The organism is Moorena sp. SIO3I6, from assembly GCF_010672095.1.
Map to the genome: position 1 here is coordinate 1 of NZ_JAAHHU010000605.1, position 2671 is coordinate 2671.

General features: G+C 43.5%; 3 protein-coding genes and 1 pseudogene. 1 reads left to right on the forward strand and 3 read right to left on the reverse strand.

Features of this window, described 5'->3' with window-relative positions:
* A partial coding sequence (locus tag F6K49_RS40205) for an ATP-binding protein (RefSeq protein WP_293106403.1) occupies positions 1-789 on the forward strand: 789 nt, incomplete at its 5' end.
* A gap of 141 nt (positions 790-930) precedes the next feature.
* Here the strand turns inward: F6K49_RS40205 and F6K49_RS53850 are convergent.
* The 3 genes and pseudogenes from F6K49_RS53850 to F6K49_RS40215 all read right to left on the reverse strand — a co-directional run.
* Positions 931-1026: pseudogene (locus tag F6K49_RS53850) on the reverse strand (zf-TFIIB domain-containing protein); the annotation flags it as partial.
* A 3-nt stretch (positions 1027-1029) separates the two neighbouring features.
* Positions 1030-1302, reverse strand: a complete 273-nt coding sequence (locus F6K49_RS40210; protein WP_293054884.1) for a zf-TFIIB domain-containing protein — start codon at positions 1300-1302, stop codon at positions 1030-1032.
* Between the two features lie 214 nt (positions 1303-1516).
* Positions 1517-2545, reverse strand: a complete 1029-nt coding sequence (locus tag F6K49_RS40215) for an L-lactate permease (protein WP_293106406.1) — start codon at positions 2543-2545, stop codon at positions 1517-1519.
* Positions 2546-2671 lie beyond the last annotated feature (126 nt).

Here is a 2671-nt window from a genome sequence, read left to right on the forward strand (position 1 = left end):
TCTGCCCTCTATACCCTCCTTCATCGACGCTCTTCCGCTCTAAATCCTCTCAACTTTGTTAACAACTATGCTGAAGGTTCGGTTGAGCTGGTGGAGGAAGCGATTGAAGAACTTGACAACCAATCTGAACATCTCGATCCAGACGCTCTAGACTATCTCAAAGAGATTTTAACCGACATCAAAGAAAATTCCCTAGCTATCAATAAGCACGGGAACAGAGCCGATAGCATTATTAGCAGTATGATGCTGCACGCACGAACCGAGAGCTCTCAACATCAACTGACTGACCTTAATGAACTTTTAGCCGAAGCAGTACAGTTGGTGTATCACAGCAAGCGAGCCTCTGACAATCGCTTCAATATTATCATTGACACAGATTACGATAACTCTATTGAACCATTAGAGCTAGTATCAAATGATCTTAGCCGCGCCTTCATTAACCTACTTGACAACAGTTGCTATGCGGTTCAAGCCAAACAGCAATCTTATCAGTCAGATCCAGATCAGGTGGAGAAAGCCTTTACCGCGACATTGCGGGTCAAAACCCAAAATCTGGAGCAGATGGTAGAAATCCGCATCCGTGACAATGGTATAGGGATACCACCGGAGATTAAAGATAAAATTTTCCATCCTTTCTTTACCACTAAACCCACTGGAGAAGGAACAGGATTAGGATTATCAATGACCCATGATATCATCGTCGGTCAGCATGGAGGAACCTTGAAGCTGGAAACTGAAGTGGGAGCGTATAGTGAATTTATCATCACTTTACCGAAACCAGCCCAATAGAGTTGATCATTTCGGACTTGAGCATCTCGAACCTGCTTGATCAGGGAAATTAGCATCGTGGTCAAGCTACTACCTTTTCCCATAGGTTTTCCCAGTGGCAGCCAATTAATTTAAATTTTAAATTGCTAATTAGGCTATTAATTAGCTAAAAATATCCTTAAAAAAGTCTGCTATTCCCTCTTCCTTATAATCCTTAAATTCACCAGCATCAAACCATATACCATAGCATACCGGGCATTTTTAATACCGAATATGAGTCTGTTTTATATCAACCATTTTGGTCAGTTTTGTCTGGCATTTCGGGCAATTAATATCTCTAATTTCATTAAAGTTACTCCCTGTTTTAGGGTCACCTGTATCTATAATCTCGGAGCCTTTTATGTCCTTCAACAGTTGAGCTTCCATGGAATCAAACCAGATCCCTTGACAGCTGCTGCAGCGGTCTACAGGAATCGTTGAATACACAACTGCTTCTAAGGTTCCTTCACATTTAGGGCATTTCAGCTGGGTCATTTGGCTACACCATCTCTAGGATTTACATATCATAGTCGGTAGCCAGACATAATTCAAGTTGACTGTTCAGACCAGGGAACTTCGGATGGGTGATCGGGTATCTTGGAACAGAAAGGGTTTGAGCAACTTTAATTTTCTTAATCAAGAGAACATAATTAACATAATTTATGTTCAGTGATTTATTTGATACTTACTCTATCTAAAAATAGAGATTTTATGGTAAAGCCAAAACCAGAAGTGACATAATAACTGCCACTGCTCCTAGAACAACTAGTCCCATCTGCCGGAGCAAAAAGACTTCAGCTCCAGACCACCCAACAGCAGTGGCAGCAATAATAGCGCGAGCAGGTGAAATCATCGTGGCGTGGGCGCTAGCTCCATTCTGAGCTCCCATCAGCCACTCTAGTGGTAAGCCAGACTGAATGCTTACCTCTTGTTGTAATTGGGAAAGTAGGGCATTACTCGCAGTACTTGAACCAGTAATCCAGCCTCCTAGAGCAGCTAACCAAGGTGCAACCCATATATACTTGTCACCAAGTGTTGCTGCGGCCATGCCTAGACTAGCTATCATGCCACTGGCTTGCATAACTTGAGAGGCTGCTAGAAAACAGGCGAGTGCGATGGCTCCAGGGATAAATTGTTGCCAAGCTTGTATTGTTATCACTTGCAGTTTGTGTACGACTGTTCCCAAAATTGTGACTGTAGCCAAAGCTGTCAAAAGTAAATAAAAGCCTGGGTTGTAAAGCAGGGGTAGATTTAGATTGATGGCAGCTATGGATATCACAAAATGGCTCTTCAGCAAAATTTTTAGAGGAACAACTAAGCGAGAGATCAGCAGAATTGCTGTCAGAATTCCGTAGGGAGCTATTACCTGCCAGAGGGATACTTTAGTAATACCATACTCAGCCGAATCATGAGCCGTTTTTTCGGAACTATTACGGGCAGTGTTGACTAGATTTACTGTTCTTTTTCGTTTTGCCTTATGAAATAGTTTATGAAATAGTTTTCGGTTTGCCCACACCACTAAGAATGACATTACCAGTGTGCTGCCAAGTACACCGGCCAGTTCAACCCCAGGAATCCAACTGAACCCCCAAACTCCTATGGTAAGAAGCACTCCGGCAGCGATCGCTTCTGGCCATCGGCGTTGCACGGATTTCTTTCCGCCACTCACTGCTAGTGCCACCAGTCCGTAAACTACGGGCAGAGGAGCAGTCAAAAGAGCAGTAGTCGAACCTAGAATACTAGTGCAGCGCGGTAGAAATGCTTGAGCAGCTGCGGATAATGGTGAAACAGAAGGATGAACCGCTGACCCACTCGATGCTCAGCTCATCCGATTACACTCTTCACAACTAGGCTATGCCTAACC